The 26,449-nt window shown below is 66.8% G+C and carries 24 protein-coding genes, 1 pseudogene and 1 riboswitch; of the genes and pseudogenes, 8 read left to right on the top strand and 17 right to left on the bottom strand.

Translation table 11 applies throughout. The features are described from left to right. A pseudogene (locus QZS21_RS03840) lies at positions 1–242 on the top strand (amino acid decarboxylase); the annotation flags it as partial. A gap of 14 nt (positions 243–256) precedes the next feature. Here the strand turns inward: QZS21_RS03840 and QZS21_RS03835 are convergent. Further along, positions 257–862 carry a GDSL-type esterase/lipase family protein gene (locus QZS21_RS03835; protein ID WP_295580478.1) on the bottom strand — a complete coding sequence of 202 codons (606 nt, stop codon included), beginning with the start codon at positions 860–862 and terminating at the stop codon, positions 257–259. Positions 863–984: 122 nt separating this feature from the next. On the opposite strand from QZS21_RS03835, the gene QZS21_RS03830 reads away from it, so the two are divergent. Continuing rightward, positions 985–1,527, top strand: a complete 543-nt coding sequence (locus tag QZS21_RS03830; protein WP_295580476.1) for a carbonic anhydrase — start codon at positions 985–987, stop codon at positions 1,525–1,527. A gap of 73 nt (positions 1,528–1,600) precedes the next feature. Here QZS21_RS03830 and QZS21_RS03825 read toward each other — a convergent pair whose 3' ends face one another. From QZS21_RS03825 to QZS21_RS03755, 15 genes are all read right to left on the bottom strand, one after another. Continuing rightward, entirely contained in the window at positions 1,601–2,422 is an 822-nt protein-coding gene (locus QZS21_RS03825; RefSeq protein ID WP_295580474.1) for a TraX family protein, read from the bottom strand. 75 nt (positions 2,423–2,497) lie between these two features. Then, the gene (gene rbsK, locus QZS21_RS03820) at positions 2,498–3,499 is read right to left on the bottom strand and encodes a ribokinase (RefSeq protein WP_295580472.1); all 1,002 of its coding nucleotides are present in this window, start codon (positions 3,497–3,499) and stop codon (positions 2,498–2,500) included. Positions 3,500–4,019: 520 nt separating this feature from the next. After that, on the bottom strand, positions 4,020–5,033 hold the full coding sequence (locus QZS21_RS03815; RefSeq protein WP_295580470.1) for a hypothetical protein: 1,014 nt from the start codon (positions 5,031–5,033) through the stop codon (positions 4,020–4,022). Beyond that, positions 5,030–5,587: an RNA polymerase sigma factor gene (locus QZS21_RS03810; RefSeq protein ID WP_295580468.1), complete on the bottom strand. Its 558-nt coding sequence runs from the start codon at positions 5,585–5,587 to the stop codon at positions 5,030–5,032. The genes QZS21_RS03815 and QZS21_RS03810 overlap by 4 nt, the downstream gene beginning before the upstream one ends. A gap of 127 nt (positions 5,588–5,714) precedes the next feature. Beyond that, complete coding sequence (locus tag QZS21_RS03805) at positions 5,715–6,935, bottom strand: PstS family phosphate ABC transporter substrate-binding protein (RefSeq protein WP_295580466.1); 1,221 nt, start codon at positions 6,933–6,935, stop codon at positions 5,715–5,717. Positions 6,936–7,023: 88 nt separating this feature from the next. Further along, positions 7,024–8,535 (bottom strand): IMP dehydrogenase, encoded by a 1,512-nt coding sequence (locus QZS21_RS03800; RefSeq protein ID WP_295580464.1) that lies wholly within the window; start codon positions 8,533–8,535, stop codon positions 7,024–7,026. A 65-nt stretch (positions 8,536–8,600) separates the two neighbouring features. Further along, positions 8,601–12,287: a phosphoribosylformylglycinamidine synthase gene (locus tag QZS21_RS03795; protein WP_295580462.1), complete on the bottom strand. Its 3,687-nt coding sequence runs from the start codon at positions 12,285–12,287 to the stop codon at positions 8,601–8,603. Next, positions 12,288–13,568 carry a phosphoribosylamine--glycine ligase gene (purD, locus tag QZS21_RS03790; protein ID WP_295580460.1) on the bottom strand — a complete coding sequence of 427 codons (1,281 nt, stop codon included), beginning with the start codon at positions 13,566–13,568 and terminating at the stop codon, positions 12,288–12,290. A 129-nt stretch (positions 13,569–13,697) separates the two neighbouring features. After that, on the bottom strand, positions 13,698–14,876 hold the full coding sequence (locus QZS21_RS03785) for a phosphoribosylaminoimidazolecarboxamide formyltransferase (protein WP_295580458.1): 1,179 nt from the start codon (positions 14,874–14,876) through the stop codon (positions 13,698–13,700). A gap of 11 nt (positions 14,877–14,887) precedes the next feature. Then, positions 14,888–15,493 carry a phosphoribosylglycinamide formyltransferase gene (gene purN, locus QZS21_RS03780; protein WP_295580456.1) on the bottom strand — a complete coding sequence of 202 codons (606 nt, stop codon included), beginning with the start codon at positions 15,491–15,493 and terminating at the stop codon, positions 14,888–14,890. Then, the gene (purM, locus tag QZS21_RS03775) at positions 15,487–16,515 is read right to left on the bottom strand and encodes a phosphoribosylformylglycinamidine cyclo-ligase (RefSeq protein WP_295580483.1); all 1,029 of its coding nucleotides are present in this window, start codon (positions 16,513–16,515) and stop codon (positions 15,487–15,489) included. The genes purN and purM overlap by 7 nt, the downstream gene beginning before the upstream one ends. Before the next feature lie 5 nt (positions 16,516–16,520). Beyond that, positions 16,521–17,942, bottom strand: a complete 1,422-nt coding sequence (locus QZS21_RS03770) for an amidophosphoribosyltransferase (RefSeq protein ID WP_295580454.1) — start codon at positions 17,940–17,942, stop codon at positions 16,521–16,523. A 43-nt stretch (positions 17,943–17,985) separates the two neighbouring features. Next, entirely contained in the window at positions 17,986–18,666 is a 681-nt protein-coding gene (locus QZS21_RS03765) for a phosphoribosylaminoimidazolesuccinocarboxamide synthase (protein ID WP_295580480.1), read from the bottom strand. A 51-nt stretch (positions 18,667–18,717) separates the two neighbouring features. After that, complete coding sequence (gene purE, locus QZS21_RS03760) at positions 18,718–19,212, bottom strand: 5-(carboxyamino)imidazole ribonucleotide mutase (RefSeq protein ID WP_295580452.1); 495 nt, start codon at positions 19,210–19,212, stop codon at positions 18,718–18,720. Between the two features lie 28 nt (positions 19,213–19,240). Continuing rightward, positions 19,241–19,966 carry a GntR family transcriptional regulator gene (locus QZS21_RS03755; RefSeq protein WP_295580450.1) on the bottom strand — a complete coding sequence of 242 codons (726 nt, stop codon included), beginning with the start codon at positions 19,964–19,966 and terminating at the stop codon, positions 19,241–19,243. Positions 19,967–20,258: 292 nt separating this feature from the next. Between QZS21_RS03755 and QZS21_RS03750 the strand changes: the two genes are divergently transcribed. From QZS21_RS03750 to QZS21_RS03735, 4 genes are all read left to right on the top strand, one after another. Beyond that, positions 20,259–20,771 (top strand): shikimate kinase, encoded by a 513-nt coding sequence (locus QZS21_RS03750; protein ID WP_295580448.1) that lies wholly within the window; start codon positions 20,259–20,261, stop codon positions 20,769–20,771. A gap of 81 nt (positions 20,772–20,852) precedes the next feature. After that, positions 20,853–21,704: an immunoglobulin-like domain-containing protein gene (locus tag QZS21_RS03745; protein WP_295580446.1), complete on the top strand. Its 852-nt coding sequence runs from the start codon at positions 20,853–20,855 to the stop codon at positions 21,702–21,704. 134 nt (positions 21,705–21,838) lie between these two features. Beyond that, complete coding sequence (locus QZS21_RS03740; protein WP_295580444.1) at positions 21,839–22,543, top strand: MerR family transcriptional regulator; 705 nt, start codon at positions 21,839–21,841, stop codon at positions 22,541–22,543. A 160-nt stretch (positions 22,544–22,703) separates the two neighbouring features. After that, the gene (locus tag QZS21_RS03735; RefSeq protein WP_295580442.1) at positions 22,704–23,522 is read left to right on the top strand and encodes a C39 family peptidase; all 819 of its coding nucleotides are present in this window, start codon (positions 22,704–22,706) and stop codon (positions 23,520–23,522) included. Positions 23,523–23,560: 38 nt separating this feature from the next. Here the strand turns inward: QZS21_RS03735 and QZS21_RS03730 are convergent, their stop codons facing one another. Beyond that, positions 23,561–24,094, bottom strand: a complete 534-nt coding sequence (locus tag QZS21_RS03730; protein WP_295580440.1) for a phosphatase PAP2 family protein — start codon at positions 24,092–24,094, stop codon at positions 23,561–23,563. A gap of 158 nt (positions 24,095–24,252) precedes the next feature. Beyond that, positions 24,253–24,426, top strand: a riboswitch (Lysine riboswitch). A gap of 121 nt (positions 24,427–24,547) precedes the next feature. On the opposite strand from QZS21_RS03730, the gene QZS21_RS03725 reads away from it, so the two are divergent. Both QZS21_RS03725 and QZS21_RS03720 read left to right on the top strand, forming a co-directional pair. Further along, on the top strand, positions 24,548–25,459 hold the full coding sequence (locus QZS21_RS03725) for a transporter substrate-binding domain-containing protein (RefSeq protein ID WP_295580438.1): 912 nt from the start codon (positions 24,548–24,550) through the stop codon (positions 25,457–25,459). A gap of 107 nt (positions 25,460–25,566) precedes the next feature. Further along, positions 25,567–26,448 carry an amino acid ABC transporter permease gene (locus tag QZS21_RS03720; RefSeq protein WP_295580437.1) on the top strand — a complete coding sequence of 294 codons (882 nt, stop codon included), beginning with the start codon at positions 25,567–25,569 and terminating at the stop codon, positions 26,446–26,448. Position 26,449: the final 1 nt, after the last annotated feature.

Genomic DNA, 26,449 nt, shown 5'->3' with positions numbered 1-26,449 from the left:
CGCTGCCCCTGGCGAAGGGGGAGCGGGTGCTGTCCGTCCGGCAGGCCCTCTTCGCCCCCCGGGAGACGGTGCCGGCGGCGGAGGCCCTGGGCCGCATCTGCGGCGCCCCTACGGTGGCCTGTCCCCCCGCCATCCCCATCGCCGTCTCCGGCGAGCGGATCGGGGCGGCGGCGGTGTCTCTCTTCCGCCGGTACGGCGTGGAGACGGTGGACGTGGTGAGAGAAAAAACCGAGGCCCCATAGGGACCTCGGTTTTTTCAGCCGCAGAGGGGGGCCAGGGCCTCCCGGATGCCCCGGGCAAAGGCCCGGTGGCCCGCCGGGGAGAAGTGGACGCCGTCAAAGGCCAGATCCACGCCCCAGGCCCCGGCGTCGGCAAACCCCACGCCCAGCCGCCGGGCCAGGGCGCGGTAGCACGCCGCCAGCCGGGCGGACTCCCGCACCAGCCGCTCCTCAGCCACCCAGGCGCCCCGGACCATGGGCGGCGGCGCCGTCAGCAGCAGGGCGGCGGGGGGCCATCGCTCCAGAAACGCCGCCAGGCACCCCTCCATCCGGGCGGCGGCGTCCTCCGCCGTGAAGGACGGGTGGAGGAGCAGATCGTTGCTCCCCAGGAGGAGCACCGCCCCCTCCGGCGGGGGACAGCGCTCCGTCAGGCGGCGGACCGCCGCCAGTTCCGGCGGCCGGTGGGGAATCTCCCGGCCGTTCTGCCCCGCCTCCAGAACGCGCCAGCCCGCGTCCCGGGAGAGCAGGCCCGTCCACCGGACCTCCGGGGGATAGCGCTCCCCCAGAGGGGAGCGGGGATCGTAGCCGTAGGTATTGGAGTCGCCGAAGCAGAAGACGGTGGGAGCGGGATCCGCAGTCCGCATGAACATCACCTCCCGGACAGGATACCATGAATTGGCCGGGGGGACAAGGGCCTCCGCCGGTTGCAATTTCGGGTGAAATCCGCTATGATGGAGAAAACGCAGCATAGAAAGGAAGAACCGCCATGTTCGATCAGATGATGGCCTATAACCGGGAGTTCGTCCAATCCGGGGCCTACCGGCAGTTTCAGACCAGCAAATACCCCGACAAGAAGATCGCCATTCTCACCTGCATGGACACCCGCCTGGTGGAACTGCTTCCCGCGGCGCTGGGCATCAAGAACGGCGATGTGAAGATGATTAAAAACGCCGGGGGCATGATCACCGGCCCCTTTGACAGCGCCGTGCGCAGCCTGCTGGTGGGTATCATGGAGCTGGGGGTGGAGGAGGTTATGGTGATCGGACACACCGACTGCGGCGTGTCCCACATCAACGCGGACGTGATGATTCACCATATGATCCAGCGGGGCATCTCCCGAAAGCACATCGACATGATGCGCTATTGCGGAATTGACTTTGAGGCCTGGCTCCGGGGCTTCGACTGCGTGGAGAACTCCGTCAAGGAGACGGTGGACCTGCTGCGCAACCATCCCCTGATGCCCAAGGACGTGATCATCAAGGGGTACATCATCGACACGGAGACCGGCGAGCTGACGCCCCAGGAATAACCGCAGGGAGGCCCGAGAGGGCCTCCCTGTCCGCTTTTCGCGCGCTCTTCCCGTTCCCGGGGGACCTGCTTTTTTACACCAGGGGCGGCCGGAGGAAGCCCACCAGCGCCAGCAGGGCCAAGTGTGCGGGGTAGAAGGCGTACATGCCCAGCCGGAAGGCCCGGCTGGTTTTGCCCTGCGCGCCGTTATGGAAAAGCGTCACCAAAACGCCCAGATAGTTGCCTAAGATATTGATTACGCTGTTGGTGACGGCGCCGGCGGAGGGCTCCGTGATCACCCAGAGGACCAGGCCCCACCGGGACAGCGCCACCGCCGGAAGGAACAGCAGCGCCTGCTGCCACCGGGGCAGGTTCCGCAGGAGGTAGAAGAGGAAGATCAAAAGGATATACCCCTCCTTGCCCTCCATGTGGGCCAGCCGCGCAAGGCCCGCCGCCGCTCCCACGGCCAGAAGGCCCAGCCACCGCCGGTTTTCCGCCGCGCACTGCCGGTAGACCGCCAGCGCCGCCAGACCCAGGGTCAGGGTGAACAGGATGTTCAGCGGCACCGTCCACCAGTCCTCGGTGGCGCCGTAAAGCCGGATCTCCGCCAGGTCGAAGAGGACATAGGGGATCTGGGCGGCCAGGGCCGCTGTCAGCAGGCGGCCCAGATAGCGCTTCACGCTGTGGGTGTGGAGGAAGCCCTGGGCGATGCAGAAGAGGAAGATGGGGGCCGCCAGCCGGCCGATGAAATTCAGGCCGAAGGTCAAATCGTCCAGAATCCACACGGCCAGGGCGGGGTGGGCCGCCTCCACCCGGACCGCCAGGGGCAGGAGCCACTCGTGCATGGGAAAGATGCGAACGGCGTGGTCAAAGATCATGCAGGCCACGGCAAAGAGCTTCAGCTGTCGGATATTCATATGCAAAACCACCTCTCTGCCAAAAGGATACCAGGTCCTTCTGACAAAGAGGTGGTCTTCTTTCTTACGAGTTTCTTACGAACGCAGCACGTCCAGGGCGGAGAGGGGAAAGCCCCGGTAATTCCGCTCCCGGAGCAGGGCCGTCACCTCTTCCAGGGTGGGCAGGGAGGGCATGGCTCCCATGCGGGAGACGGTGATGGCGGCGGTGTGGCTGGCGAAGGCCAGGGCCTCCTCCCGGGACAGGCCGATGGTGAGGCCCACGGAAAAGGCCCCCACAAAGGAGTCTCCGGCGGCGGTGGGGTCCGCCACGTGGTCCATCTGTACGCAGGGGGTGTAGCGGATGCCGTCCGCCTCCACCGCGGCGGAGCCGTTGCTCCCCAAGGTGATGATGACGTTCTCCACGCCCCGGTCACGCAGGGCGGCGGCGATGCGCTCCAGGTCCGCCCGGCGGAGAAGGCCGTTTTCCATCCCCAGGGGCAGCCCGGTCTCCACGGCGGCCTCCTGCTCGTTGGGGGTCAGGTAGGTGACCAGGCTCAGCAGCTCGTCGTCCAAATCCGTGGCGGGGGCCGGGTTCAGCATGACGGGCACGCCCGCCTCCTTGGCCCAGCGGGCCACCGCCCGGTTTACCTCCAGGGGGACCTCCAGCTGCAAGAGCACCATATCGTATGTATGAATCTCCTCCCGCACCCAGGCCACCTCGTCCACCGTCAGCGTCTGATTGGCACCGGGAATCACCACGATGCGGTTTTGGGCGGTGTGCTCCGTCACCTCCAGAGTGACGTGGCCCACGCCGGAGGTGACGCCCCGGCGCACCAGCACCCGGCTCACGTCCACCCCTGCGGCCCGGGGCGTCTCCAGCAGGGTCTTGCCGAAGAGGTCGTCCCCCACACAGCCCATCATGGTGACCTGCGCCCCCAGTCGGGCGCATTGCAGCGCCTGGTTGGCCCCCTTGCCCCCGGGGGCCATGTGAAAGGCCTTTCCGTAAACCGTCTGCCCGGAATGGGGAACGCGCTCCGTGGTGGCGATGACGTCCATCACGAAGCTGCCTACAACGAAAATGCGAGGCTTTCTCTGCATGATAAAGTCGCTCCTGTTTCATAAGTAAACGATTAATTCGTAACGTCTATTATAAAACTTTACACAGAAAATACAAGCCCTTTTAGAAAGTTAAAAGTTAAACAATTTGGCGGAGACTTCCAATCCGGGAACGTTTTTGCCCGGAAATGTTGGAAAATACCGAAGGACCCCAGAAATGGGGGCCAATCGGGTGGAGGCGGCAGTTCACTTTTTTACTTTCCCGCCAGAGGAGACGGAGGCCCGCCCCCCGGGGGGGCCGGGCCTCCGCTGTCTGGTCCAAACCGCCGTCCGGCGTTTGGCCGCCGGAGCGGCGAAGAAGGATACCGCCGCATTCCGCCCCGGCACGTGCGCGGCGGAACATCCCTCCCGGCTCACAGGTGTGCGGATGGGAACGCCTTTGGTACCGCGCGTGTGGGCAGCGGGCTGTAGACCTTGCTCCGGAGCGCCGCCGTCTTCCCCCAGAGTGCCGCAGCCATTCCCCCCAAGTGCCGCAGGCACTTGGGGGGAATGGCCCGGCGGGCTATTTTTCCAGGCCGCCCCAGGTGGCCAGCCACCGCCCGTCCCGGCGGGAGAATTCCAGGGTGAGGAAGTCGGCGGCGTCCTCCGCCCCCAGCCGGTAGCGGACGGAGACCACCGCGCTGGCGGGGGCCTGGTCGTCGTCCACGGTGTAGTCGATGGCCTGGACGCTGACATCCGGCCACACGTCCTCCCCGCAGCCCTCCACCAGGGCGCCCGCCGCCAGCAGGTCGGCGGCGCCGGAGAGGTCGTCGGAGAAGACCGCCGGAATCAGCCGCTCCACGGTCTCCCGCAGCTCCGAAAGCCAGGCGGGGGGCCGGATGCCGGGGGGGAGGACCTGGAAGGTGGCGATCATGTCGGCAAACCGGGCGCCGTGGCCCTCCGCCGCCTCCAGAAAGTACCGGGCGGTGAGGCGGAAGACCCCGCCCTGCCCGTCGTCCACCAGGTGGACCTCCGCCTGGGCGTCGTCCCAGGCGGAGCCGTCGCTGCCGGTGCAGAGAAGCCCCTCCGCCCGGGGGGAGGCGGTGATCTGGGAGACGGAGGCGTAAGATGCCGCCAGCTCCGCCGCCGCCGTCTCCGCCGCCGCGGACAGGGAGGTGTTGGCCAGGTGGGTGATGCGCAGGTCGCAGGCGGGCAGGCCCTCCGGGGAGGACAGGGGCTCCACGGCGTAAACCCCGTCCGCCTGGACGGTGCGGTAGCGCTCCGCATTCACATAGAGGATGAAGTCGGGCACCGTCGCCTCCGCCGGGCCGTACTGGATTTGGAGGAGGTGGAAGGCGCCGGTGTCCCCGCCGTTAAGGTGCAGACGATTGACCTCGCCCCCAATGTCCGGCGGCGGGGGAGCGGGGGGTGCCGGGGCCAGGAGGCGGACGGAGAGGAGGAGCGCCAGGCAGGCGGCCCCGGCCAGAGCGGGGCGGAGCCAGGGGCGCCTCCGCCTCGCTGCCGCCTGGCCGCAGCGGATCAGCAGGGCGTCGTCCACGCCGCCCAGGGCAGAGAGCAGCTGCGCTGGGGTCATCATAGAAATCCCTCCCTTTCCAGGTGTGCCCGGAGCTTGTTCCGGCTGCGGAACAGGCTGGTTTTCACGGTGTTCAGCCGGAGGCCGTATCGGGCGGCGATCTCCGAAAGCGGCTCGGCATACCAGTACCGGCGCAGGAACAGGTTGCACTCCCGCTCCGGCAGGGTGTGGAGAAAGCGGTCCACCGCCCGCTCCAGCTCCGCGTCCTCGGCGGCCTGGGCCGCGCTGGGGGCATGGGGCAGGCAGCTCTCCAGCTCCTCCAGCAGCAGCGGCAGCTCCCCGCCGCCCCGCTTGCCCGCCCGGTCCGCCTGGTAGCGGTTCAGGGCCAGGCGGCGGGTGATTTTCCCCAGGAAGGCGGACAGGTGCTGGGGGCGGTGGACCGGCATGGCGTTCCAGGCCCCCCGCCAGGTGTCGTTGACGCACTCCTCCGCGTCCTGGGGATTGGCCAGGATGCGCAGGGCGATGGCGTGGCAGTATTTTCCGTATTTCCGCTCGCTCTCCGCAATGGCATCGGTGCTGCGCTGCCAGTAGAGATCCACAATCCGGCAGTCCTCCATGAAATCCATCTCCTTTCGCTGAACAGGTCCCTCACCTATCTAGTCAGGAAATCTAGGGAAAGGTTCTCCCCGCCGGGGGAAATGCGGCAAAAAATCCGCCCCGTCCCGGGGGACGGGGCGGACCTTTTCAGTCCAGGGCCACGTAGCCGCTCCGTTCCACGATCTCCTGGCCCTGGTCCGACAGCATCCAATCGAAGAAGGCGGAGAGGGCGGCGTCCGCCTCCTGGGGCGGCGGCTGCCCGATGGGGGCGGCGGTGACGGCGTAGAACGCAGAGGAGATGGGGTAGGTGCCATCCCGGATGCGCTCCTTGTCCGGGGCCACGCCGTCCAGCGCCAGTAGGCGGATGTTGCGGTTTTCCACCATCTCGGTGGCATAGAAGCGGAAGGAGAAACCGATGGCGCCGGGGTAGTTGCGGTAGCTGGCCACCTCCCGGATGATACCGCCCATCCCGGCGATGCGGTCCTCTTCCTCCGGCTCCAGGAGGGGGAGGCCCTCCATCAAGCGCTGGAGGGCGGACTGGCTGCCGCTGCCCTCCGCCCGCTGGAAGGGCCGGATGGCCCGGTTCTCCCCGCCCACCTGGCGCCAGTTGGTGATATCGCCGGTGTAGATGCCCTGGACCTCCGCCACCGTCAGGCCGGAGACGGGGTTTTTGCTGTTGACGAAGAAGACGAAGGCCTCCCGGCCGATGGGGGTCAGGTGTAGCGTCAGCCCCGCGGCCTCCGCCTCCGCCTGCTGGGCCTGGGAGGGCGCGGCGGCGAAGATGACGTCCGCCTCCCGGGCGATGAGTCGGGCGTAGGCCTCGGTGGTGCCGGAGCAGGCTACCCGGCCCAGGCTGCCGCCCTGCTCATACAAGGGGTAGGTGCCCGGCGGATAGACCGCCTGGACAAACCCGGCGTACACGGGGTACAGGGCCGTGGCGCCGTCCAGCCGCAGGTGCCGGGCAGTGAAATCGTCCAGCCGCAGGTCCGGCGGCTCCGTAAGGGAGGCCGCCTTGGTGTCCTGGGCGAAGGGCTCGTACTGCCACAGCAGCAGCTGACGGTCGTCCAGAGTGGGGAGGCGGTCCCGGTACACGCCCCGGCCAATGAACACCGCCACCGCCGCCAGCAGGCACACCAGGCCCCGGCCCACCCAGCGGCGGCCCCGCCGGGGCAGATACCCGCAGCCCAGCAGAAAGGCCGCCAGCAGGCCGCCGCAGCCCAGGGCGAAGCAGCCGTAGGTGACGTACAGGGGGAAGGCCCCCAGCATGCCGAAGAGGAGCAGGAGAAATAGCGCGGCGCCGCCGAACAAGGCCAGCGCCAGCAAAAGCCCTGCGGCCCGCAGGGCGCGTTTCCAGTCGAAGCGTTCCATGGTGTTCCCTCCTTGGGTAAGCGGTCCGGCGGAAGCGAAACGCGCCGCCCGGCGCGGTGCATGCGGCGGCGGGCGGCGCGTGGGGAGATCAGTTGCGGTTTCCGGAGTTGGTGGTGTCCTTCAGCAGCACGTCGTGGGCGCCGCCCTCCACAATGGAGACGGAGGAGACCAGCGTCAGCTTGGCCTTGTCCCGCAGCTCGGGGATGGTCAGGGCGCCGCAGTTGCACATGGTGGAGCGGACCTTGGCCAGGGTGGTGGCCATGCCGTCGCTCAGGGAGCCGGCGTAGGGCACGTAGGAGTCCACGCCCTCCTCGAAGGAGAGCTTCGCCGCGCCGCCCAGGTCGTAGCGCTGCCAGTTCCGGGCCCGGGCGCTGCCCTCACCCCAGTACTCCTTCATATAGCTGCCGCCGATGAGGACCTTGCTGGTGGGGGACTCGTCGAACCGGGAGAAGTACCGGCCCAGCATGCAGAAGTCCGCGCCCATGGCCAGGGCCAGGGTGATGTGGTAGTCCTGGACGATGCCGCCGTCGGCGCAGATGGGCACGTACACGCCGGTCTCCTCAAAGTACTTGTCCCGCTCCGCCGCCACGTCGATGACCGCCGTGGCCTGGCCCCGGCCGATGCCCTTGGTCTCCCGGGTGATGCAGATGGAGCCGCCGCCGATGCCGATTTTCACGAAGTCGGCCCCGGCGTCCGCCAGGAAGCGGAAGCCCTCGCCGTCCACCACGTTGCCGGCGCCCACCTTCACGGTGTCGCCGTAGTGGTCCCGGATCCACTTCAGGGTCACGGCCTGCCACTCGGAGTAGCCCTCGGAGGAGTCGATCACCAGCACGTCCACGCCGGCCTCCACCAGGGCGGGGACCCGCTGGGCGTAGTCCCGGGTGTTGATGCCGGCGCCCACCACGTAGCGCTTCTGGGAGTCCAGCAGCTCCAGGGGGTTGCCCTTGTGAGAGTCGTAGTCCTTGCGGAACACGAAGCTCACCAGATGCCCGTCGGCGGAGACGATGGGCAGGGCGTTGAGCTTGTGGTCCCAGATGATGTCGTTGGCCGCCTTTAAGCTGGTGCCCTCGGGGGCGGAGATGACCTTCTCCGCCGGGGTCATGAAGGCCGCGACGGGGGTGGCGGGATCCATGCGGCTCACCCGGTAGTCCCGGCTGGTCACCAGGCCCAGGAGCCGGCCGGTGCCGGTGCCGTCGTCGGTGACGGCCATGGTGGAGTGGCCGGTGCGCTCCTTCAGCGCCAGCACGTCCGCCAGGGTGTCCCCCACCCGGAGGTTGGAGTCGCTGGAGACGAAGCCCGCCTTGTGGTTTTTGACCCTGCGGACCATCTCCGCCTGCTGTTCCACAGGCTGGGAGACGTAGACGAAGGCGATGCCGCCCTCCTTGGCAAGGCCGATGCCCATCTGCTCGCCGGAGACGGACTGCATCACGGCGGAGACCATGGGGACGTTCATGGTGAGGGGGCACTCCTCGCCCCTGCGGAACTTCACCACCGGGGTCTTGAGAGAGACGTTGGCGGGGATGCACGCGGAGGAGGAGTAACCGGGCACCAGCAGATATTCACTGAAGGTATGAGAGGGTTCGTTGAAATAGTACGCCATGCGGCCACCTCGTTTCTTAAAATTCGATAGGGATATGTTACCACAAAAAAGGGAAAAGGGAACCCTTACGTGCGGAAATAATCGGCGGCGGCCTCAAACAGGTGCAGGTCGTAGTCGCCGGGGACATTGCGGTACAGGGCGGGACCCACGCGCTCCGCGTGGCCCATCTTGCCCAGCACCCGGCCGTCGGGGGAGGTGATGCCCTCAATGGCCCAGACGGAGCCGTTGGGGTTGAAGTCCACATCCATGGAGGGGGCGCCGGTGAGATCCACGTACTGGGTGGCCAGCTGGCCGTTTTCCGCCAGATCGTGGAGCAGCGCGTCGGAGCAGAGGAAGCGGCCCTCGCCGTGAGAGATGGGCACGCTCACCACGTCGCCCACCTGCCGCCGGGCCAGCCAGGGGGAGCGGTTGGAGGCGATGCGGGTGCGGACAATCTTGGACTGGTGGCGGCCGATGACGTTGTAGCTGAGGGTGGGGGCGCCGGCGTCGGGGTCCGTGATCTCGCCGTAGGGCACCAGGCCCAGCTTGATGAGGGCTTGGAAGCCGTTGCAGATGCCCAGCATCAGCCCGTCCCGGGCCTTCAGCAGCTCCATGGTGGCGTCCGCCACGGCGGGGCTGCGGAAGAAGGCGGTGATGAACTTGCCGGAGCCGTCGGGCTCGTCGCCGCCGGAGAAGCCGCCGGGAAGGAAGATGATCTGGCTGGTCTGAGCCGCCCGGGCAAAGCGGGCGGCGGAGTCCGCCACGCCGGCGGGGGTCTGGTTGTTCAGCACCAGAATCTCCGGCTCCAGCCCCGCCCGGATCACGGCCCGGGCGCTGTCATACTCGCAGTTGGTGCCGGGGAACACGGGGATCAAAACCCGGGGCCTGGCCGCGCCCACCCGGGGGGCGGGACGGACGGCGGCGGGGGATTCCAGCACCGGAAGGGGGGAGGGCACGGCGGGGGTGCGGTTGGGGTACACGTCCTCCAGCACACCCTCGTTCAGGGAGAGCAGCTCGTCGATGGAGGCGCTGTTGCCGCCGATGGCCACGCAGGGCTCCGTCGTGGTGACGCCCAGGCGGACGGCGCAGGGATCATCGGTCTCCCGAGCCAGCTCCGCCACAATGGCGCCGGGCATGGCGCGGTTCCAGTCCACCGCCGCGCCGCCGGCAAAGCCGATGCGGTTGCCGAAGGACATCTTCATCACGCCCTCGGCCACGCCCCGCTCCACCGCCCAGGCGGAGAGGACCGCGCCCTCCGCGCACGCGGCGCCGAAACGCTCCCACAGGGCGGTCCGGGCCGCCGGGGTGTCGTCCTCCGGCGCAAACAGGTACACCGGATGCCCCGCCGCCTTGAACTCCGGCGAGAGCACCTGGCCGGCCTTGGCGGGGGCGATGGCGAAGGAGATGAGGGTGGGGGGCACGTCCATGTCCAGGAAGGTGCCGGACATGGAGTCCTTGCCGCCAATGGCGGCGATGCCCAGGTCCAGCTGGGCGTCCAGCGCCCCCAGAAGGGCGGAGAAGGGCTTGCCCCAGCGGGCGGGGTCCTCCCGCAGCTTTTCAAAGTACTCCTGGAAGGTGAGATAGGCCTGGTGGAAGTCGCAGCCGGCGGCCACCAGCTTGGCCACCGAGGTGACCACGGCGCGGTAGGCCCCCGTGTAGGGGTCCGCGGACAGCTCCTCCGGGTCGAAGCCCCAGGCCATCACGGAGCAGTCCTCCGTCTCCTGGCCCGGCAGCACCGGCAGCAGCGCCGCCATGACCTGGGTGGGGGTCCGCTGGTACTTGCCGCCGAAGGGCATCAGCACGCTGCCCGCGCCGATGGTGGCGTCAAACCGCTCGGCAAGGCCCCGGCGGGAGGCGGAGGGCAGGGCGGCGGCCAGCTCCCGCAGGGAGGTCTGGGCGCTCTTCCGGAACGCGGAGCGGTCCTTGGCCGCCACGGAGATGGCGGTGTGCTTCACGGCGCCGTTGGTGTCCAGGAAGGCCCGGGAGAGGTCCACGATGGTGCGGCCCTGCCAGGTCATCACCATCCGGGGACTCTCGGTGACCACGGCCACCCGGTAGGCCTCCAGGTTCTCCGCCTCGGCGGCGGCGATGAAGGCCTCGGCGTCCTCCGGGGCCACCACCACGGCCATCCGCTCCTGGGACTCGGAGATGGCCAGCTCCGTGCCGTCCAGGCCCTCGTATTTTTTCCGCACGGCGTCCAGGTCGATGGAGAGGCCCTCCGCCAGCTCGCCGATGGCGACGGACACGCCGCCCGCGCCGAAGTCGTTGCAGCGCTTGATGCGCTTGGTCACCGTCCCGTCCCGGAACAGCCGCTGGATTTTCCGCTCCTCCGGGGCGTTGCCCTTTTGGACCTCGGAGGCCATGGTGGTCAGGGACTTGCGGTTGTGGCTCTTGGAGGAGCCGGTGGCGCCGCCGATGCCGTCCCGGCCGGTGCGGCCGCCCAGGAGGATCACCACGTCACCGCTCTGGGGCCGCTCCCGGACCACGTTCTCCGCCGGGGCGGCGCCCACCACGGCGCCCACCTCCAGGTGCTTGGCCACGTACCCGGGGTGGTAGACCTCGGACACCTGGCCGGTGGCCAGGCCGATCTGGTTGCCGTAGGAGGAGTAGCCCGCCGCGGCGGTCTGGGCCAGCTTCCGCTGGGGGAGCTTGCCGGGTAGGGTGTCCGCCACCGCCGCCCGGGGGTCGCCGCAGCCGGTGACGCGCATGGCCTGGTACACGTAGGCCCGGCCGGAGAGGGGGTCCCGGATACAGCCGCCGATGCAGGTGGCGGCGCCGCCGAAGGGCTCGATCTCCGTGGGGTGGTTGTGGGTCTCGTTTTTGAACATCAGCAGCCAGTCCTGGGCCTCGCCGTCCACCGTGGCGGTGACGTGGATGGAGCAGGCGTTGATCTCCTCGCTCTGGTCCAGATTCTGGAGCAAGCCCCGCTTTTTCAGCACTTTTGCGCCGATGGTGGCCATGTCCATGAGAGTCTGGGGCCGCACGGCGGCCTTTTCGGCGCCGTAGACCTCCTCCCGGGCGGCCAGGTACCGCCCGTAGGCGGCTCGGGTCTCCTCATCCAGGATCTCCACGGAGTCGATGTGGGTGGAGAAGGTGGTGTGGCGGCAGTGGTCGGACCAGTAGGTGTCCACCACCCGGACCTCCGTGATGGTGGGGTCCCGGTGCTCCTCGTCCCGGAAGTGGGCCTGGAGGAACTTCAGGTCGTCCAGGTCCATGGCCAGGCCCAGGCGGTCCAGGAGGGCGGCCAGGCCCGCCTCGTCCAGGGCGGTGAAGCCGGTGATGGTGTCCACGGCGGTGGGCACGTCGTACTCCATCTGCAAGGTCTCCGCCGGCTCCAGCCCCGCCTCCCGGGACTCCACGGGGTTGATGACGTAGCGCTTGATCTTCTCCACGTCGGCGGGGGTCAGCTCGCCGGAGAGGAGGTAGACCTTGGCGGTGCGCACGGCGGGGCGGTCCCCCTGGGTCATCAGCTGGATGCACTGGCTGGCGGAGTCCGCCCGCTGGTCGAACTGGCCGGGGAGGGACTCCACGGCAAAGGCGGTGTAGTCCCCGGCGGGGAGGGCGGCGGTGGCGTCGTCCACCTGGGGCTCGGAGAACACGGTGTGCACCGCCCGGCGGAACACGTCCTCCTCCAGGCCCTCCGCGTCGTAGCGGTTGATGAGCCGCAGGTCGGTGAGGGCGGAGATGCCGAGGAGGGTTTGCAGCTCGCTGCAAAGGCTCCGGGCCTCCTGGCGCAGGGCGGGCTTTTTCTCTACATAGATGCGTCGTACCATTTACTGTTCCTCCATCGCGCGCAGGGCCCGGCGGCCGATGTCGCGGCGCATGTATTTGCCCTCGAATTCCACGGTGTCCGCGGCGGCGTAGGCGTCCGCCAGGGCCTGGCGCAGCGTGGGGGCCGCGGCGGTGACGCCCAGCACCCGGCCACCGCTGGTGACCAGCGCGCCGTCCTCCAGCCGGTCCCCGGCGTGGTAGCAGGTGACGTTGGCGGGCAGTTCGGCGGGGAAGGAGATGGGGCGGCCCTTCTCATAGGGGCCGGGATAGCCGCCGGAGGCCAGGATGACACAGGCGGCGGCGCCGGTCTCCCACTCCAGCTCCAGCTCGCCCAGGGTCTCGTTTTCCACCGCCTGCATGACGCGCAGCAGATCGGTTTTCAGCAGCGGCAGCACCACCTGGGTCTCCGGGTCGCCGAAGCGGCAGTTGTACTCGATGACCTTGGGGCCGTCGGGGGTGAGCATCAGCCCGAAGTAGAGGCAGCCCTTGAAGGGGCAGCCCTCCGCCCGCATGGCGGCCAGGGTGGGCAGGAAGATGGTGTCCATGCACAGCCGGGCGGTCTCCGGGGTGTAGTAGGGGTTGGGCGCCACGGTGCCCATGCCGCCGGTGTTGAGGCCGGTGTCGCCGTCCCCCGCCCGCTTGTGGTCCATAGAGGACACCATGGGGGCGATGGCGGTGCCGTCGGTGAAGGCCAGGACGCTGACCTCGGGGCCGGTGAGGAACTCCTCCACCACAATCTCGTTGCCGGAGTCCCCGAAGGCCTTGTCCTCCATGATGGTCCTGACGGCGGATTCCGCCTCCTCCAGGCTCTGGGGGATCAGCACGCCCTTGCCCAGGGCCAGGCCGTCGGCCTTGACCACGATGGGGAAGGAGGCCGTCTGCAAATAGGCCAGGGCTTTGGCGGGATCGTCAAAGACCTCGTAGCGGGCCGTGGGGATGCCGTATTTGCGCATCAGGTTTTTGGAGAAGACCTTGCTGGACTCGATGCGGGCGGCCTTGGCGTCGGGGCCGAAGCAGGGGATGCCCGCCTCGTGCAGCCGGTCCACGCAGCCCAGGGCCAGGGGGTCGTCCGGCGCCACCACGGCGAAGTCCACGGCGTGGGACTTGGCGAAGTCCACAATGGCGGGGAGGTCCTTGGCGCCGATGGAGGGGACGCACACGGCGTCTTCGGCGATGCCGCCGTTGCCCGGCAGGGCGTAGATGGTCTCCACCGAGGGATTTTCTTTCAGCTTTTTGATGATGGCGTGTTCGCGGCCGCCGCCGCCGACTACCAGAAGATTCATACTAACCTCCGAGGTGGGATTTGCCGGGGCAAATCAGATTCAAAAGATGTCCGCCGCCCGGGGCGGCGCCGGGGCCGTGCCGCCGGAGGGGAGAGAGACGGGGGAGAGACAGCTCTCCCCCGCCCATGCTCAGTGGTGGAACAACCGCATCCCCGTAAAGCACATGGTCATGCCGTACTTGTCGGCGGTTGCAATCACGTGGTCGTCCCGGATGGAGCCGCCGGGCTCCGCGATGTAGGCGGCGCCGGACTTCCGGGCCCGCTCCACATTGTCGCCGAAGGGGAAGAAGGCGTCGCTGCCCACGGTCACGCCGGACTGGGTGGCGATCCAGGCCTTTTTCTCCTCCGCCGTCAGCACCTCGGGCTTGACGCGGAAGGTGTTTTGCCACACGCCGTCGGCCAGGATGTCCTCATACTCGTCGGAGGTGTAGATGTCGATGGCGTTGTCCCGGTCCGGGCGGCGGATGCCGTCCACAAACTGGAGGCCCAGGACCTTGGGATGCTGGCGGAGATACCAGTTGTCCGCCTTCTGCCCCGCCAGGCGGGTGCAGTGGATGCGGCTCTGCTGGCCGGCGCCCACGCCGATGGCCTGGCCGTCCTTCACGTAGCACACGGAGTTGGACTGGGTGTATTTCAGGGTGATGAGGGCCACGATCATGTCGATTTTGGCCGCCTCGGGCAGGTCCTTGTTGGCGGTGACGATGTTTCCCAGGAGGGCCTCGTTGATCTCGAAGTTGTTGCGCCCCTGCTGGAAGGTGACGCCGAAGACGTCCTTGTACTCCTGAGGGGCGGGCACGTAGTCCGGGTCGATTTGGACCACGTTGTAGCCGCCCTTCTTCTTGGTCTTCAGAATCTCCAGGGCCTCGTCGGTGTAGCCGGGGGCGATCACGCCGTCGGACACCTCATACTTGAGATAGCGGGCGGTGGCGGCGTCGCACACCTCGGAGAGGGCCGCCCAGTCGCCGTAGGAGCACAGCCGGTCGGCGCCTCGGGCCCGGATGTAGGCGCAGGCGATGGGGCTGAGGGGGGCGTCGTCCTCCACAAAGTACATCTGCCGGTCCACCTCGCTCAGGGGCAGGCCCACGGCGGCGCCGGCGGGGGAGACGTGCTTGAAGGAGGCGGCGGCGGGCAGGCCGGTGGCGGCCTTCAGCTCCTTGACCAGCTGCCAGGAGTTGAAGGCGTCCAGGAAGTTGATGTAGCCGGGCTTGCCGTTGCGCACGGTGATGGGCAGCTCGCCGCCTTCCCGCATGAAGATGCGGGAGGGCTTTTGGTTGGGGTTGCAGCCGTATTTCAGTTCCAGTTCGTTCATAACAGGTTCCCTCAGCTTTCCGTGATTTGTTGGCACAGCAGCTCCGCGGCCTGGGGCAGCAGCACCCATTCCGCCTGCTCCATCACCCGGCGCTGCAAGGTCTGCGCCGTGTCCTCCGGCAGGACCTCCACCGCTTTTTGCAGCAGAATGCGGCCGCCGTCGGGAATTTCGTTGACCAGGTGGACGGTGGCGCCGGTGATCTTCACGCCCCGGCGCAGCGCCGCCTCGTGGACTTTCAGGCCGTAGTAGCCCTTGCCGCAGAAGGCGGGGATCAGGGAGGGGTGGACGTTCACGATGCGGTCCGGCCACTGGCGGACAAAGCTCTCCGAGAGGATGGAGAGGAACCCGGCCAGCACGATCACGTCCACCCGGTACTCCGCCAGCTTCAGCGAGAGGGTCCGCTCAAAGGCCTCCTGGGTCATCTGTTTTTTGGGGACGGCGACGCCGGGCACGCCGTGGTTGGCGGCCCGGGTCAGGGCGTAGGCCTGCTCGTTGCTGGCGCACACCAGCACGATCTCCCCGTGGGGGATGGCGCCGGCCTCCTGGGCCTTCAGCAGCGCCTCCAGATTGGTGCCGCCGCCGGAGACGAACACGGCGATGCGGGCCTTGTTCAGCATAGAACCACCCGCTCGCCGCCCTCCACGATCTCGCCGATGGCGTAGGCGCCGCAGTCCAGGGCGGCGATGGCCCGGTCCGCGTCCTCCTTGGCCACGACCACGGTCATGCCCACGCCCATGTTGTAGGTGTTGAACATGTCGTGCTCGGAGACGCCGCCCATGCGCTGGAGCAGGGGGAAGATGGGGGGCGTCTGGATGGCGGCCTTCTCGATTTTGGCGGTGAGGCCCTCGGGCAGGCAGCGGGGGATGTTCTCAAAGAAGCCGCCGCCGGTGATGTGGCTGACGCCGCGGACGGCGGCGGCCTCCAGGCAGCGCAGGACGGGCTTGACATAGATGCGGGTGGGGGTGAGCAGGGCCTCCCCCAGGGTCTCGCCCAGCTCCTGGGAGTAGAGGGAGAGGTTGGCGTGCTCCACGTCGAAGACCTTCCGCACCAGGGAGTAGCCGTTGGAGTGGATGCCGCTGGAGGGCAGGGCCAGCACCACGTCCCCGGCCCGCATGGCCGCGTGGTCGATGATGCGGCTGCGGTCCACGATGCCCACGGAGAAGCCCGCCAGGTCGTAGTCCTCGGGAGCCATGGTGCCGGGGTGCTCGGCGGTCTCGCCGCCGATGAGGGCGCAGCCCGCCTGGACGCAGCCCTCCGCCACGCCGGAGACCAGGGTGGCCACCTTTTCCGGCACGTTTTTGCCGATGGCGATATAGTCCAGGAAGAAGAGGGGCTTGGCGCCGCAGCAGACGATGTCGTTGACGCACATGGCCACGCAGTCGATGCCCACGGTGTCGTGCTTGTCCAGGAGCTGGGCGATGCGCTGCTTGGTGCCCACGCCGTCGGTGCCGGAGACCAGCACCGGCTGGGTCATTCCGGCCAGGTCCGGGGCGAAGAGGCCGCCGAAGCCGCCCAGGTCGGACACCACGCCGGGGATCATGGTCCGGGCCACGTGCTCCTTCATCAGCTTCACGCCCTCGTATCCGGCCGTGATGTCCACGCCGGCCGCGGCGTAGGCGTCGGAGCGGGAGTTGTTCATGTCGTTCATTCCTTTCCGGTCCAGCAATAGGTGCAGATTTGGCCGCGGTCGATGCCGATGGCCTCCAACAGCCCGTCCAGGGTCTGATAGCCCAGGGAGTCAAAGCCCAGCTTTTCGCAGATGGAGTGCAGCAGGCACTTGCCCCGCTCGGTGGAGGCGTCCGCGTACTCGTCCACGTGGGACTGCCCCTCGTCGCCCTCCAGCTCCTGGATGATGCGGCGGCCCAGCAGCTCCAGGTCGTTGTTGCTGCGGGAGAAGTTCAGATATTTGCAGTTGTACATGATGGGCGGGCAGGCCGAGCGCATATGCACCTCCTCCGCGCCGCTCTCATAGAGGAATTCCACCGTCTCCCGCAGCTGGGTGCCCCGGACGATGGAGTCGTCCACAAACAGCAGCTTCTTGCCCTGAATTAGCTCGGGCACGGGGATCTGCTTCATTTTGGCCACCTGGTTGCGGACCTCCTGGTTGGTGGGCGTGAAGGAGCGGGGCCAGGTGGGGGTGTATTTCACGAAGGGGCGGGCGAAGGGCTTGCCGCTGCGGTTGGCGAAGCCGATGGCGTGGGGCACGCCGGAGTCCGGCACCCCCGCCACATAGTCCACCTTGGGCAGCTGGCCACGGCCGATCTCGTTTCGGGCCATGATCTCGCCGTTGCGGTAGCGCATGACCTCCACGTTGACCCCCTCGTAGTTGGAGTTGGGGTAGCCGTAGTAGGTCCAGAGGAAGGCGCAGATGCGCATGTTCTCTCCGGCGGGGGAGAGGGATTCGTACCCCTCCGCCGTGATGCGGACGATCTCCTGCGGGCCCAGCTCATAGGCGTCCTCGTACCCCAGCTTGTGGTAGGCGAAGGACTCGAAGGAGACGCAGTGGCCGTCCGCGCTCTTGCCGATCAGCACCGGCAGGCGGCCCAGCTTGTCCCGGGCGGCGATGATGCTATCCCGGGTCAGCAGCAAAATGGTGGCGGAGCCTTTGATCACATCCTGGGCGTGGCGGATGCCCTCCACCAGGGAGTCCTTCTGGTTGATGAGGGAGGCCACCAGTTCCGAGGCGTTGACCTTGCCGTTGCTCTGTGCCATGAACTGATGTCCGTGGTCTGCGAAATAGGTCTCCACCAGCTCCTCGGCATTGTTGATGATGCCCACGGTGGAGATGGCGTACATCCCCAGGTGGGACCGCACCAGCAGCGGCTGGGGGTCGTTGTCGGAGATGCAGCCGATGCCGCTGCATCCGTGGAACTCCGCCAGGTCCTGGTCGAACTTTGTGCGGAACGGCGTATTCTCAATGTTGTGAATCTGGCGCTGAAAGCCGTCCTCGGCGTCGTAGATCGCCATGCCGCCGCGGCGGGTGCCCAGATGGGAGTGGTAGTCCACCCCGAAAAAGATGTCCAATACGCAATCCCGCTTGGAGATCGCGCCAAAAAAACCGCCCATGTTTACCTCTCAGTTGATGTTTTTAAAACGGCGCCCGCCATCCTCATGCGAAGAACAGCTCAGACAGCGTCATGGGGTCCACATACGCGCCGTCCTTGTATACGCGCATGTTGCCGGACGCCACCTCGTCGATGAGCATGACATTGCCGTCGGCGTCATAGCCGAACTCGAACTTGATGTCGTAGAGCACCAGGCCCTTCTCCTTCAGGTCGTCGGCCACGATCTGGGTGATCTTCTGGGTCATGTCCTTGATGTCATCGTACTGCTGCTCGGTCATCACACCCAGGGCCACCAGGGCGTCCTTGGTCACCAGGGGATCGCCCAGCGCGTCGTTTTTGAGCGTGGTCTCCACATAGGCGGGAAGATCCGCGCCCTCCTCGATATAGTCGCCGTAGCGGCGGAAGAAGCTGCCCACGGCCTTGTGGCGGCAGATGACCTCCAGGCCCTTGCCGAACACCTTGGCGGGCAGAACCTCCATGGTGGTGTCGTTCAGGTCGGCGCGGACAAAGTGGGTTTTGATGCCGGCGGCGTTGATCTTCTCGAAGAAGTAGATGGACATGCGCAGGTTCACGTCGCCCACGCCGTCGATGGTCAATCCCACGGCGTTCTCGCCGGGATCGAACACGCCGTCCTTGCCGGTGCAGTCGTCCTTAAATTTGAGCAGATAGTTGCCGTTTGCCAGCTCGAAAACATCCTTGGTCTTGCCGGTGTAAACCTTCTTCAAATCCTGCATGATGATAGTCCTCCTATATAAGATGTGGGTGGATGGGATTCTTTATTGAGCAAGCTCCGCCTGGAGCTTCGCTTCCTTTTCGGCGATCTGGGCGGCCATGTCCGCCCGGGCGGCGTCCAGCCTGGCGGCCAGGGCGTCGTCGCTCACCGCCAGAATCTGGGCGGCCAGCACGGCGGCGTTCTTGGCGCCGTTGATGGCCACTGTGGCCACGGGAATGCCGCTGGGCATCTGGACGGTGGCCAGCAGCGCGTCCAGCCCGTCCATGGCGCCGCCCTTCATGGGGATGCCGATGACCGGGAGGGTGGAGCCTGCGGCAAAGGCGCCGGCCAGGTGGGCCGCCATGCCGGCGGCGCAGATCAGCACGCCGAAGCCGTTTTCCCGGGCGGACCGGGCAAACGCGGCGGCGGCGGCGGGGGTGCGGTGGGCGCTGAGGATGTGGGCCTCGTAGGGGATGGCGAAGGCGTCCAACTGGGCGCAGGCGCCCTTGACCACGGGCCAGTCGGAATCGCTGCCCATGATGACGGCAACTTTTTTCATGGTGATTCTCCTTTTTATGTTTCCAAAGTCAGAGCTTCTTGCGCATGACGGTGTGGCGGAAAATGCCGTCGGCGAAATACTCCGTGGAGCAGAACACCGGCTTTCCGTCAATGTCGAAGTCCACCTCCTCCATGTTCAGGAGGGGGGACCCCATGGGAATCTGGAAGATCTCCGCCAGGGCGGCGTCCGCCACGGCGGGCCGCAGGTCCGTCAGGTCCAGGTAGGGGTACACGCCGCAAAACTGCTGGAGAAAATGAAAAATGGGCAGCTTCAGGTCCTTGATGGTGTAGCTGCCCTTGGCAAGCGCCTTGTCCACCACGTCCTCGCAGTAGATGGCGGGTTTTCCGTCGGCGGTGCAGAGCCGGGCCACCCGGATGACGGGGGCGCCCTCCTCAATTTGCAGCTGGCCGGCGATTTTTTCATCCGCGGTGCCCTCGGACACCCGGACGGAGGCCACGGCGGGCTCAAACCCGCTCTGGCGGATCATGTCCAGAAATTCCACCTCGATATCCATGCGGGTCTGGACGCCCAGAACATGGCGGTTGATGATGGTGCCCACGCCGTGGCGCCGGGTGATGAAGCCCTCCCGCTCCAGGGAGGCCAGGATGTCCCGCAGCTGGGTGCGGCTGATGCCCAGCTTCTCCGCCAGGACGTTCTCCCGGGGCAGGCGCTCGCACCCGGCGTACTCCCCGCTTTTCATGGCGGAGAGCAGGTGGGCCCGGATGGTTTTGGAGGAAGTCGGCTGACTGCTCATTCCGTTCACCTCAAGATGATGAAATGGGGAACACGATAGATACTACCTCTTGAAAGGTCGTACCTATTGTACCGGATTTGGGCCGGTCCTGCAATTGGCAAATCTGACAGTTTGCGACGGGCAAATTTGCTGCGGCTTGTGGGGAGCGGAGGCTGGGCCGCGGCCGGGGGTTTTTCGTGTAATTTGACCGTGGACAAGTGTCCGCGAAATGGTATAATGGAGGATAAATCTAAGGAAACAGACGGCCCGCCCTGGCGGCGGAGCCGCTCCGGAAAGAGATGGAAACGACAACATGAAGAATATTCTGCTCATCGGCATGCCCGGCACCGGCAAGAGCGTGGTGGGCCGGGCGCTGGCCCAGCGGCTGCACTATACCTTTTTGGACGTGGACGACCTCATCGAGCAGATCGCCGGCAAATCCCTGCCGGAGATTCTGCGCACCGACGGGCTGGAGGCCTTTTTGGCAGTGGAGGGCCGGGTGGGGGAGGCCCTGCGGTGCGAGAACACCGTGGTGGCCACCGGCGGCAGCATGGTGCTTTCGGAGCGGGCCATGGCCCGCCTCCAGGAGAACAGCGTGACGGTGTGGCTGGAGACCCCCCTCTCCCAAATCAGCGGCCGGATGCCCCAGGACCTGACGGACCGGGGTATCGCCGCCCCCCAGGGCGCCACCATCCGGCAGATTTACGAGCAGCGGGAGGGGCTGTACGCCCGGTACGCCGACGTGATCGTGGCCAGCCGGGAGGGGGAGGACGACACCGCCCGCCAGGTGGAGACCATTCTCCGCACCGTGGGCATTGAGCTGTGAGGCCCCCGGCGGGTGGGACGAACCCGCCGGGGACGGCACTCATAAGGTAGTTGTCTACAGAATGGAGAGGTTGGTGATCCCATGAGAAAGCGGTTTTGGCTGCTGGGGCTGCTGGCGGCGGTGTTGGCGGTACCCGTCCGGGCGGAGGAGGCCGCCGTCACCCGGGGGGTGTTTGTCCAATCGCTGTACGCGGCCCACGAGGTGCGGCTGGAAGGGGAGGAACCCGCCGAACCCGCGACGGCTGCCGAGGCGGTTGCCTGGGCGGCGGAGCTGGGGGTTCTCCAGGGCTATGGCGGCGATATTTTGGCGCTGGACGCGCCCATCACCCGGGCCCAGGCAGCGGTGATGCTGTACCGCTACGCCGGGACGCTGGCGCCCCCGCCGGAGACGCCGGCGGACGCTCTGGCGGGCTACGGGGACGCCGGGGAGGTACCCGGCTGGTGCCGCCGGGAGGTGGGCTGGGCCGTGGCGGGGGACCTGTGGTTTTCCGGCAGCGCCGCCCGCCTGGGCATTGGGGACGGCCTGACGGCGGCGGAGTGCCAAATTCTGCTGGAGGCCCTGTACCAGGGCGGGATTCCCCTGGCGGACGGGACGGAACCCGAGTCCTGTGCAACGGCGGATCTGACGGCGGAGCCGTCCGCGGGCGCCGTCACCGTCACACTGCACAACCAGGGGACGGACTACCTGCTTTACGGTGCGGACTACCGCCTGTACCAGCGGATCAACGGCGGCTGGTATCACCGCAGCGCCCACTGGGGCTGGACCCTCCTGGCGTACAGCCTGGGGCCGGGAGAGCGCAGCGCTTGGGAACTGGCCGCCCTGCCCGCCGGGGAGTACCGGGTGGAGAAGGCCGTGTACCACATGGACGGCAGAAGCAGGGAGACCAAGGGCACGGAGCCCTGTCTTTTGACGGTGGAGATCACCATATCATGAGGAGACGGCCGCCCGACTCCGGGCGGCCCGTTTTTTTGGCAAAAACTTTTTTGAAACTTTCTCTTGACTCTGACGCTGCGTCATGGGATACACTCCCAAGTGAGGTGAGGCACATGCGGCTGTCCGTCGGCGAGATGGCGAAGCTCTGCGGGGTCAGTATCCGGACCCTCCACTATTACGACCACATCGGCCTGCTCTGTCCGGAGACGGCGGCAGACTCCGGCTACCGCTGGTACGGGGCGGCGGATGTGGAGCGGATGCAGCAGATTTTGTTCTTTCGGGAGCTGGACTTCCCCCTGCGGGACATCGCCGCCATTCTGTCCGACCCTCAATACGACAAACAGGAGGCCCTCCGGCGCCAGCGGCAACTGCTGCTTTTGAAGCGGGACCGGCTGGACCGGCTGCTGGCGCTGCTGGAGGCCAATATGAGAGGAGAGCAGACCATGGAATTTCAGGGATTTGACGCCGGGGACGTGGCGGCGGCCCGGCGGGCCTACGCGGAGGAGGCCCGGACCCGCTGGGGAGGGACGGAGGCCTGGCGCCAGAGCCGGGAGCGGGCGGAGGAGGACCCCGCCTTCCCGGCGGAGGAGATGAATGCCATCTTCCGCCGGATCGCCGCCCTGCGGACGGGGGACCCCGCCGCCCCGGCGGCCCAAGAGGCGGTGGCGGACTGGCGGGCGTTTCTCACCGCCCGCTGCTACGACTGCACGGAGGAGATTTTGGCGGGCCTGGGGGCCATGTACCGGGAGGACGACCGCTTCCGCAGGAATCTGGACCGGTTCGGCCCCGGCACGGCGGCGTTTTTCGCCGACGCCATCGCGGCCTATCTGGCCCGCTGAGGAAAAAACTTGTAGTAAATGGAAAAAGCCGGGGGAGCCCCCCGGCTTTTTTCTGCGGAATCGTGTATTGTGCGGCGGGGACAGGTCCCGTATAATGGCTCTCAACACGCGGAAGCCGCGTGAAATCGGACGGGGAATTCCCCCGAAAAGGAGATCGACAATGAAAAAAACAGTCACGCTGGCGCTGGCAGCCCTGCTGGTCACCGGACTTGTGTCCGGCTGCGCCAATGACACACCGGCTCAAAACGCCGAGAACGCCACGCCCGCCGCGCCTGCGGCGGAAAATTTTACCGATGAAATGAAAATCCCCTACGCCATGGACCTGTCCCCGGCGGACGGCGCGGATGCCGTGGAGCGGACGGGAGACCATCCGGCCTCCCCCTACTTCGCCCATCCCGACGTCTACCGCCTGGAATCCACGGACACCCTGACGGTGCTCCACAACTTCAAAACCCAGCAGCAGACCAGCGAGTGGGCCTGCGGCGTCACCTCCGCGCTGATGGTGCTGGAGTGGTACGGCCGGCTGGGGGACTGGACGGAGGAGACGCTGGCGGCGCTGCGGCACTCCCTGGACGGCACGGAGCTGGAGGGCTACCCCGGCACCACCCTGAACCAGGCCATGGACATCTTCAACGGCGTGGGCGGCTTCGATATGGTCACCACCCATGACTACCCGGACGGCATCTGGCTGGACGACATCCAGGGCTGGCTGGCGGCGGGCAAGCCCGTCATGATCTGCTGGAACGACTGGGGCGGCCACTGGCAGGTGATTGTGGGCTACGACACCATGGGCACCGAGGCGGAAAACGACGACGTGTTCCTGGTGGCGGACCCCTACGACACCACCGACCACAACCAGGACGGCTACGGCGTCTATCCCGCCGAGCGGCTGCTGTACAACTTCACCATGTACGGCACCTTCCCGGCGGAAGAGGGCGGCAATGACATGCTGTTCCTGGTGGCCAGCCCGGCGGAGTGAGGAGACGGCCCGGAGGCGCTTTCGCCTCCGGGTCGTTTTTACCGCTTCCAGGGCCGTTCCGCCAGGCGGTCTGCCAGCTTGGCGCCCGCCCAACCCAGGACGGCGCCCAGCACCGCCCCGCCCAGCACGTCGCTGGGCCAGTGAACGTACAGGTACATCCGGGAAAAGCCCATCACCACCGCCACCGCCAGCGCCGGCTTCCACAGCGGGCTGCCGGAGGCCCGCAGGGCAAAGGCGGCGGCGAAGGACGCGGCGGTGTGGCCGGAGGGGAAGGAGGGGTCCAGGGGCGGCGGCACCAGCAGTTCCACGGCAGGGCCGACGGCAAAGGGCCGCAGGCGGCCGATCAGGGGCTTGAGCAGCAGATTGCAGGCGGCCAGGTCCAGCACCAGGGCGCAGCCCACGGCCAGCCCCCGGCGGCGCTGCCGCCTCTGCGCCAGCAAAACCAGCGTCAGCAGAATCCACAGCTCCCCGTGGTTGCAGGTCCAGCTCACCAGGGGCATCACCGCGTCCAGAAAGCCGCAGCGCAGGTGGAGCTGAATCCAGTCCAAAACGGCAAGTTCCAGGGTCTCCATGCAGGTCCTCCTTGTCAAATGGGTGATTCCATCACTATACCACAGTTTGGGGGGGAATTTGAAACCCTTTTTGCCGTTCTCCACAAAAAAAGGAAGAAATCCGGGAAAAGGCGTTGACAGCGGCGGCGGGGAGTGATAGGATACGATCAAAATTGAATCGCTGAGATAGAGGCGCGGGGTCCATCAGTACCGCTCCGGCAAGGCCAGGCAGCCGCCGGATGGGAAAGGGAACGCCGCCGAAGCTGCGGAAGGGTGCCTGCCCGCCTGCGGCTGGGCCGGGAGAGAAGATCTGCCGGACTGTCACAAAGACTTTGTGAAGCGCTATCAATGGCCGTTCGGATCGCCTGCCCGGCGTCTTTCCGTATTTCCATGGACCGCTTAACAGAGCGGTCCAATTTTTATTCCGCCGGCGGGAGCGCGCCGGGAACCGTTATGTTTGGAAAGGTGATTGCAATGAAGAAGATGTTGTCCCTGCTGATGGCGCTGGCCATCTGCCTGTCCCTGGCCGCCTGCGGCGGCACCAAGACGCCCGACGCGGCCCCCCAGACGCCGGACGCCCCCTCCGCGGAGGGGGGAGACGCCGTGGCCTCCGGCGTGGAGGACGGCGTGCTGACCATCGCCATGGAGTGCGCCTACGCCCCGTATAACTGGACCCAGAGCGACGACTCCAACGGCGCCGTGCCCATCTCCAACGTGCCCGGCTCCTATGCCAACGGCTACGACGTGATGATCGGCAAGAAGATCTGCGAGGCCAACGGCTGGGAGCTGGAGGTCATCCAGTCCGACTGGGATTCCCTGGTTCCCGGCGTCCAGACCGGCACCTTTGACGCCGTCATCGCCGGCCAGTCTATGACCGCCGAGCGCAGCGAGCAGGTGGATTTCGCCGGGCCCTATTTCTACGCCACCATCGTCTGTGTCACCAAGGCGGACAGCAAATTTGCCGGCGCCGCCTCCATTGCGGACCTGGCCGGCGGCTCCTGCACCGCCCAGATCGCCACCATCTGGTACGACCAGTGCCTGCCTCAGATCGAGGGCGCCAACATCCAGACCGCCGCGGAGACCGCTCCCGCCATGCTGATGGCCCTGGAGACCGACACCGTGGACTTCATCTGCACCGATATGCCCACCGCCCAGGGCGCCGTGGCCGCCTATCCCGACATGAAGATCCTGGACTTCTCCGGCACCGACGGCGACTTCCAGTTCTCCGAGGAGGTCCGGGCCGAGAACGTCAACATCGGCGTCAGCCTGATGAAGGGCAACACCGTGCTGAAGGAGGCCATTGACAGCGTCCTCTCCACCATGACCGGCGACGACTTCAACGCCCTCATGGCCGAGGCCATCTCCGTCCAGCCCCTCAGCGAGTAAGACATCCCCCATTTCCGAAACTTCCCAAGGCGGGAGGGCTCTCAGGCCCTCTCGCCTTGGCCCGTGCCTGAACCACTGGTTTTCAACCACAGAAAGGAGCTTTCCCCATGGAGAAATTCGTCCAGCTGGCGGCCGACATCGGCAAGCTCTGGGGCAATTACGGCGCCTCCTATCGCAGCGGTATCTGCAATACGTTGATTCTGGCCCTGGTGGCCACGGTGATCGGCTGTGTGATCGGCTTTTTCTGCGGCGTGCTGAACACCATCCCCTGCGCCAAGTCCGATCCCCCCGTGAAGCGGTTCTTCCTGGGGCTGATCCGGGCGGTGGTCCGCGTCTACGTGGAGGTCATCCGGGGAACGCCCATGGTGCTTCAGGCGGTATTTTTGTACTACGGCCTGCCCTACTTCACGGACAACGCCCTGAAGTTCACCAACATCTGGGTGGCGGCCATCGTGGTGGTGTCGGTGAACACCGGCGCCTACATGGCGGAGTCCGTCCGGGGCGGCATCATCTCCATCGACCCCGGCCAGACGGAGGGGGCCAAGGCCATCGGCATGACCCACGTCCAGACCATGCTCAGCGTGATCCTGCCCCAGGCCCTGCGGAACATCATGCCCCAGATCGGCAACAACTTCATCATCAACGTGAAGGACACCTCCGTGATGTTCATCATCGGCTTCCCGGACTTCTTCGCCGCCCACCGGGCGGCGGTGGGGGCCAGCTATCTCTACTTCCCCTCCGCCACGGTGGAGATGGCGGGCTACCTCACCATGACCCTCATCGCCTCCTTCCTGCTGCGGTGGGTGGAGAAGCGGCTGGACGGCAGCAGCAGCTACGAGCTGGTGCAGTCCGACCAGCTGACCATGACCGCCGGCACCTACAACCACCCCGACAAGGGCACCCCCTTTGACGAGCACAGCAAGGAGTACCGGAAAAACACGAAGGCATCCCTGAAAAACCGGAATTTCAGTGCGAGAGGAGACCGCTGAC

The organism is uncultured Oscillibacter sp. (assembly GCF_900544955.1).
Lineage (GTDB): Bacteria > Bacillota > Clostridia > Oscillospirales > Oscillospiraceae > Oscillibacter.
Note: the sequence above shows the minus strand (reverse complement) of the source record. Positions and strands in the feature narration are given on the sequence as shown.

Coding starts and splice junctions, on each gene's coding strand:
- QZS21_RS03835 (WP_295580478.1), bottom strand. CDS start 862: ATGCGGACTGCGGATCCCGCTCCCACCGTCTTCTGCTTCGGCGACTCC.
- QZS21_RS03830 (WP_295580476.1), top strand. CDS start 985: ATGTTCGATCAGATGATGGCCTATAACCGGGAGTTCGTCCAATCCGGG.
- QZS21_RS03825 (WP_295580474.1), bottom strand. CDS start 2,422: ATGAATATCCGACAGCTGAAGCTCTTTGCCGTGGCCTGCATGATCTTT.
- rbsK (WP_295580472.1), bottom strand. CDS start 3,499: ATGCAGAGAAAGCCTCGCATTTTCGTTGTAGGCAGCTTCGTGATGGAC.
- QZS21_RS03815 (WP_295580470.1), bottom strand. CDS start 5,033: ATGATGACCCCAGCGCAGCTGCTCTCTGCCCTGGGCGGCGTGGACGAC.
- QZS21_RS03810 (WP_295580468.1), bottom strand. CDS start 5,587: ATGGAGGACTGCCGGATTGTGGATCTCTACTGGCAGCGCAGCACCGAT.
- QZS21_RS03805 (WP_295580466.1), bottom strand. CDS start 6,935: ATGGAACGCTTCGACTGGAAACGCGCCCTGCGGGCCGCAGGGCTTTTG.
- QZS21_RS03800 (WP_295580464.1), bottom strand. CDS start 8,535: ATGGCGTACTATTTCAACGAACCCTCTCATACCTTCAGTGAATATCTG.
- QZS21_RS03795 (WP_295580462.1), bottom strand. CDS start 12,287: ATGGTACGACGCATCTATGTAGAGAAAAAGCCCGCCCTGCGCCAGGAG.
- purD (WP_295580460.1), bottom strand. CDS start 13,568: ATGAATCTTCTGGTAGTCGGCGGCGGCGGCCGCGAACACGCCATCATC.
- QZS21_RS03785 (WP_295580458.1), bottom strand. CDS start 14,876: ATGAACGAACTGGAACTGAAATACGGCTGCAACCCCAACCAAAAGCCC.
- purN (WP_295580456.1), bottom strand. CDS start 15,493: ATGCTGAACAAGGCCCGCATCGCCGTGTTCGTCTCCGGCGGCGGCACC.
- purM (WP_295580483.1), bottom strand. CDS start 16,515: ATGAACAACTCCCGCTCCGACGCCTACGCCGCGGCCGGCGTGGACATC.
- QZS21_RS03770 (WP_295580454.1), bottom strand. CDS start 17,942: ATGGGCGGTTTTTTTGGCGCGATCTCCAAGCGGGATTGCGTATTGGAC.
- purE (WP_295580452.1), bottom strand. CDS start 19,212: ATGAAAAAAGTTGCCGTCATCATGGGCAGCGATTCCGACTGGCCCGTG.
- QZS21_RS03755 (WP_295580450.1), bottom strand. CDS start 19,966: ATGAGCAGTCAGCCGACTTCCTCCAAAACCATCCGGGCCCACCTGCTC.
- QZS21_RS03750 (WP_295580448.1), top strand. CDS start 20,259: ATGAAGAATATTCTGCTCATCGGCATGCCCGGCACCGGCAAGAGCGTG.
- QZS21_RS03745 (WP_295580446.1), top strand. CDS start 20,853: ATGAGAAAGCGGTTTTGGCTGCTGGGGCTGCTGGCGGCGGTGTTGGCG.
- QZS21_RS03740 (WP_295580444.1), top strand. CDS start 21,839: ATGGCGAAGCTCTGCGGGGTCAGTATCCGGACCCTCCACTATTACGAC.
- QZS21_RS03735 (WP_295580442.1), top strand. CDS start 22,704: ATGAAAAAAACAGTCACGCTGGCGCTGGCAGCCCTGCTGGTCACCGGA.
- QZS21_RS03730 (WP_295580440.1), bottom strand. CDS start 24,094: ATGGAGACCCTGGAACTTGCCGTTTTGGACTGGATTCAGCTCCACCTG.
- QZS21_RS03725 (WP_295580438.1), top strand. CDS start 24,548: ATGAAGAAGATGTTGTCCCTGCTGATGGCGCTGGCCATCTGCCTGTCC.
- QZS21_RS03720 (WP_295580437.1), top strand. CDS start 25,567: ATGGAGAAATTCGTCCAGCTGGCGGCCGACATCGGCAAGCTCTGGGGC.